We start from the raw sequence: 5,390 nt of genomic DNA on the forward strand, positions 1-5,390 counted from the left end.
GGTGGTCAACTACCTAATTTTCAGGGAAAAAGTACCTGAATTTTCCCCCGATCCCCGCAATGGCTGGCACTTTTTGAGGGGAAAAAAGTCCAAAAGTCTTATCCAACAAGGTTTTTAGATTTATTCAGCAGACCCTAACTAGGGTCTGCTGAAAAAGTTTTTGCCGCAAACCCTATGATAGTTTTCTAAAAAAATACCTAACCAAATTTTTGGCTAGGTATCCATCAATTTACTTCCTTTGTCGAAAATGTTGCCAGATAATTTAACCAACACCAATTAATGAACCCTGCAATTTAACATCTTCGCTACCCTTGGATATATCGGCTAATTGACTGATATTTTCTAACTCAATTGGAGCAGTTCGTTTAATTAAACCAGTTAAAACTTTACCCGGACCCACTTCGATCGCTTTTTCCACACCCACATCTGGCAATTTTAACATAATTTCTCGCCATCTTACGGAGCTAGTCATCTGCTGAATGAGATAACTTTTTAATTCCTCCGCATCGGTGATCGGTTGGCTAGGATTAACATTAGAAATAACGGGAACTTTTGCAGACCGAAAATTAACTAATTCTAAAATCTGCTGAAACTGAATAGCAGCATTTTCCATCAAGGGAGAGTGAAAAGCACCGGATACTTTTAACGGCATAACCCGCTTAACTTTCACTTGACCTAATACCAAATCCACCGCTTCAGGAGTCCCAGAAATCACCACTTGTTCGGCACTATTATCATTAGCAATAACTACATTTTCCGTCTGATTAATCACTGTCTCTAGACTGGTGCGATCAAATTTGATTAAGGCGGCCATTTTACCACCTTCGGCCGCATCCATCAAACGGGAACGGTTTTGAACTAGATTTAATCCTGTTTCAAAATTAAACACCCTGGCCGCATACAAAGCCGAATATTCACCAAGACTATGACCGGCAACTAGATCGGGAAAATGACCTTTTTCTTGCAACAAATCCGCTAAAATACTCTCCACCACAAATAAACAAGGTTGGGTATAAAGAGTACGAGATAGGGTTTCTTCATCCCCTTGACATTTTTCCAAGACCGACCAACCGAGGATTCTTTCTGCTATTTCTAATCTCTCTTGGCCAAGCGCACTTTCCGCTAAATCTCCAATCATTCCTAACGCTTGCGATCCTTGTCCCGGGAATATCCACGCTGTTTTCATAAGTTCTTAAAATAGATAGATAGATGTGTTTGGGTCAGTTATCAGTTATCAGTTATCAGTTATCAGTTATCAGATGTGAGTTTTTAGTTTACTGATCACTGGTTACTGGTTACTGATCACTGAATTAATCTCCCCAACGGAAGATAATCCCACCCCAAGTTAAACCGGCACCAAAGCCAGAAGAAGCAATAATATCACCTTTTTTGACCTTACCACTCCTGACAGCTTCATCGAGGGCTAGAGGAATCGAGGCCGCGGAAGTGTTGCCATACTCGCTGAGATTGCTGATCACTTTTTCCGGAGGCAGTTTCAGGCGCTCGCTCACCGCGTCCATAATTCTTTGATTAGCTTGGTGCAAAACTAGCCAATCGATGTCACTGGTGGTTAAATTAGCCCGATAGAGAGCTTTTTCGATGACCTCTGGCACTTTCGCCACGGCAAAACGATAGACTTCCCGTCCGTTCATCCTTAGGGGCTTATAGGTCCCTTTTTGAACCCTTACCCCCTGCTTAAGGGGCAATTCTTCCCCCTGATAGGCGAGATTGAGAGAACCATTCTGGCTGCCGTCGCTATGGAGTTCAAAACCGAGAATGTTATCTTTTGTATCATTTGCTTGACAAAGTACCGCCCCTGCCCCATCTCCAAAGAGGACACAGGTAGCGCGATCGTTCCAATCCACCCAACGGGAGAGAACATCGGCCCCGATAACCAAGACATTGCGGTAAGTACCAGTACGGATAAACTGGGTGGCGGTGACTAATCCCACCAGAAAACCCGAACAGGCGGCGGTGAGATCAAAAGCGATCGCCCGATTGGCCCCGATCTGACTTTGAACTTGGGCGGCACTACCGAACAGATCATCGGGGGTAGAAGTAGCCAAGAGAATCAGATCGATGTCCCTAGGCGACACCTGAGCCATTTCCAGAGCCTTAATCGCCGCTTGGGCTGCTAATTGGCTCAAAGACACCGATTGAGCCGCTAAATGGCGTTTACCGATGCCTGTACGACTTTTAATCCACTCATCGGAAGTCTCGACAATTTGGCTGAGTTCTTCATTACTGAGGAATTGCGCTGGTGTGGCCGATCCACAACCGGTCATGACGACTGCTGCCCCGAATCCGTTCAAAATATTCCCCCTTTTTCAGTTATCAGTTATCAGTTATCAGTTATCAGTGGGTCAGTTATCAGTGGGTCAGTTATCAGTGACCAGATTTGAGTATTAGGTAAGCAGTATTAAATAGCAGTTTCCCACCGTCTTTTCACTGATTACTGATTACTGATAACAGCAAAAGGATGACAGCTTAATCTTCACCGTTCACCGACAACTTTTTTAATTGATGATGGTGGTCATTGTAGGCTTGAATGCGCTCAGAAACGCGATTATCAACGGCATTTTTTGCCTGTCGGATAGCGTTAAAAATTGAAGGCGCTTGGGAACTGCCGTGACTGATCACACAGACCCCATCGACTCCAAATAACAGTGCGCCACCGTGTTCCGCATGATCCATGCGTTGTTTGATCTGTTTAAGATTGGGTTTAATTAAAGCCGTCCCGACTTTACCCTGTATCCCCTTAGGTAATTCCTCTTTGAGAATTTGTAGGATAATTCCCCCCACCGCTTCGGCAAATTTTAACAGGACATTACCGACAAAACCATCGCAGACGATCACATCAAATTGTCCCGATAGCACATCCCGGCCTTCCGCATTGCCGATAAAGGGAATTTGCTGGTTATTTTCTAATAATTCGTAGGTTTTTAGGGCGAGATCGTTACCTTTGCTGGCTTCTTCGCCGATATTGAGCAAACCGACTTGCGGTTCTTCAACACCCATAACGTATTTACTGTAAATTGTCCCCATTAGGGCAAACTGCTCTAAATATTTGGGTTTACAGTCCACATTCGCCCCGACATCGAGTATAATCACCGATTTACCCGCCAACATCGTCGGCAGCACCGCACCGATCGCCGGGCGATCGATTCCTTTTAAACGACCTAAACGCAGTAACGCTGCCGCCATGGCTGCCCCGGAGTGACCGGCGGACACCACCGCATCGGCGCGATTTTGTTTGACTAAATCCATGGCCACATTAATCGAGGCCGCTGGTTTGCGACGGATAGCGGTGATCGGTTCTTCGTCCATGGCCACCACTTCCTCTGCGTGGACGATGGTGAGATTCTTGGGACGGGGATGATGCTGGAAATAAGCCTCAATCCGTTCAGAATCGCCGACTAATAATACTTCTACATCTAATTCTTCGGAAGCTCGCATCGATCCCGCGATAATCTCGTTGGGAGCGTGGTCACCTCCCATCGCATCTACCGCGATTCTTGCCCGATTTAATGCCGTTTCTGCCATTGAGTCAGTGGGATAGAAATCTTTAATAAGTTGAGCGGCAGCTCTTGACAAAAGCTGGCCGATCGAGGATTAGTGTTTTCTGATCGAGCAATTGTTAAAAATTACCAATCATCTCTATACAATAAGGCATCATTGCGATTAAGGAAAAGATGTTCTCAGTTTTTAATTTGGCAGTTTTCGGCTTTCTCTTGGGTTGGTTGGGGGGGCAATCCCAACCGATCGCCAATATTCCCCTAATTTCTTGGCAAAATCAGCCTATTTTTGACCTTCCCACCGCTCCCGATCCCCGGGTGGCGGCGATCGTGGCCGATTATCTGCAAGACTTGACTAAAAAAGGTTTAAACTCTAGTCAACAACGGGTCTTAATTGAGACGGAATGGGCTGATTTAGCTGATCATCAGGGTAATCTGCCCGCTTCGGGGGCTTCTTTAACTAAAATCGCCACTACTCTCGCCGCCGTGGAAACCTGGCCTCTCGATCATCGTTTTGCTACTCGTTTTTACAGCACGGGAGAGGTAAAAAACGGGGTGTTAGAGGGAGATTTAATTATTGAAGGGCAAGGGGATCCTCTGTTTGTCTGGGAAGAAGCGATCGCAGTGGGCAATGGCCTCGATCAATTAGGCATCCGTCAGGTCAAAGGCGATCTGATCGTTACGGGTAAATTCGCCATGAATTTTCAAACCGATCCCCTCAAAGCGGGAGAATTGCTGAAAATTGGGCTTGATCAATCGAAATGGTCAAAAGAAACCCAAAAAGCTTTTCAGAGCCTTCCTAGCGGCACACAAGCCCCACAGGTGAAGATTTTGGGCATGGTTCGAGCCAGTCAAATTCGCCCCGAAAATGCCCGATTATTGTTGGGTCATCAGTCCTTGACTTTAACGGAACTGTTGCGTCAGATGAATATTTATAGTAATAACGTCATGTCAGAAATGTTAGCGGAGTTGCTCGGCGGCCCCGCGGCAGTGGACGCAATTAATACTAAAATTACCGGGGTAGGAGAGGAGGAAATTCAATTAATTAATGGTTCGGGATTGGGTGTAGAAAATCGCTTGTCTCCCCGGGCAGTTATTGAGATTCTCAAGGCCTTGGATCGCAAGTTAGCCAATCAACTGATACAAGTCGCCGATTTATTTCCGGTGGGGGGACGCGATACCAAAGGAACTATGCAGTGGCGCGCCATTCCCAAAGGAGTGGTGATTAAAACTGGAACTTTGGCCCAAGTTAGCGCTTTAGCCGGAGAAATTCCCACCCAAGAAAGGGGTAAAGTTTGGTTTGTGATTATGAATGCCGGTAGTGGCAATATCGAGGGATTCAGAAATCAGCAGGATCGGGTGTTACAAGCTTTAGATCAACACTGGCAAATTCTCCCGGAAGCTACTAAAGGATCGATTCCTGAAAGGGCCTTTTTAGGTGATCCCAGTCGGGTAAGTCAGGGTTTCTAAGGGGTTGATATCAACTTGACAATCAAATTTAGTTTGGTGGTGAGGAACTTTAGCAAGGTCTTATATTCACTTTTGTCGATAAGCTGACTACTTTTCTGCCATTTTCTCCTTGTCTTTGCTGCCAATCGGTAAACAAATCATAGTGACAAAATTTTGCCAGTTTTTCCCGAAATTGAGCAAAGGATGTGATGTGTGGTTAAACGGGGTGCATCTCACATTTGCAGAAATACCGACAATCAGCAATTATCAGTGACTCTTAAAATAATTAGGGTCTGCTGAATAAATCTAAAAACCTTGTTGGATAAGACTTTTGGACTTTTTTCCCCTCAAAAAGTGCCAGCCATTGCGGGGATCGGGGGGAAAATTCCTGGACTTTTTCCCTGAAAATTAGGTAGTTGACCACCT

Annotated in this window: 4 protein-coding genes; 1 reads left to right on the forward strand and 3 read right to left on the reverse strand. The window is 45.4% G+C overall.

Translation table 11 applies throughout. The features are described from left to right. Window positions 1-262 precede the first annotated feature (262 nt). The 3 genes from fabD to plsX form a co-directional block, all read right to left on the reverse strand. On the reverse strand, window positions 263-1,186 hold the full coding sequence (gene fabD, locus O9295_RS16205) for an ACP S-malonyltransferase (protein ID WP_288033840.1): 924 nt from the start codon (window positions 1,184-1,186) through the stop codon (window positions 263-265). 124 nt (window positions 1,187-1,310) lie between these two features. Then, window positions 1,311-2,312, reverse strand: coding sequence for a beta-ketoacyl-ACP synthase 3 (locus O9295_RS16210; RefSeq protein WP_288033842.1), 1,002 nt, complete (start codon window positions 2,310-2,312; stop codon window positions 1,311-1,313). Window positions 2,313-2,487: 175 nt separating this feature from the next. Further along, a complete protein-coding gene (gene plsX, locus O9295_RS16215; protein WP_147069366.1) occupies window positions 2,488-3,543 on the reverse strand; it encodes a phosphate acyltransferase PlsX in 1,056 nt (351 codons plus the stop codon). A 149-nt stretch (window positions 3,544-3,692) separates the two neighbouring features. Between plsX and O9295_RS16220 the strand changes: the two genes are divergently transcribed. After that, on the forward strand, window positions 3,693-4,985 hold the full coding sequence (locus O9295_RS16220) for a D-alanyl-D-alanine carboxypeptidase (RefSeq protein ID WP_288033844.1): 1,293 nt from the start codon (window positions 3,693-3,695) through the stop codon (window positions 4,983-4,985). The last annotated feature ends 405 nt before the right edge of the window (window positions 4,986-5,390 follow it).

This window comes from Microcystis sp. LE18-22.4A, assembly GCF_027531105.1.
Lineage (GTDB): Bacteria > Cyanobacteriota > Cyanobacteriia > Cyanobacteriales > Microcystaceae > Microcystis > Microcystis aeruginosa.